The 383-nt window shown below is 74.7% G+C and carries 1 pseudogene; it reads left to right on the forward strand.

The window, feature by feature from the left end:
- Positions 1-154: pseudogene (locus tag PUR71_RS00115) on the forward strand (P-type ATPase); the annotation flags it as partial.
- Between the last annotated feature and the right edge of the window lie 229 nt (positions 155-383).

Genomic DNA, 383 nt, shown 5'->3' on the forward strand with positions numbered 1-383 from the left:
CATCCTCGCCACCGACGGCGTCGTCGTCGAGGGCACCTCCGCCGTCGACGCCTCGATGCTCACCGGCGAGTCCGTCCCGGTCGAGGTCGGCGTCGGCGACGCCCACTCCGGGGGCGCCGGCCAGGAGGGCCGCCTCCACGTCGGCGGGGCACTCCGCCGTCGGGCTGTCGGTGGCGAGGATGCGGCCGACCTGGGCGGCGAGCGCGATCAGCACGACGACCGGGACGAAGACGGCGGAGATCCGGTCGGCGAGGCGCAGCGCTTCCGCCTCGGTGACGCCGTCGGCGGTGTGGACGGCGAGCTGGGTCATCCGGCCGGTGGTGATGGGGCCGGTCTTGTCCAGGACGAGGGTGTCGACCTGGCGGGTCGTCTCCAGGACTTCC

It is taken from the genome of Streptomyces sp. SP17BM10, from assembly GCF_036322405.1.
GTDB lineage: Bacteria > Actinomycetota > Actinomycetes > Streptomycetales > Streptomycetaceae > Kitasatospora.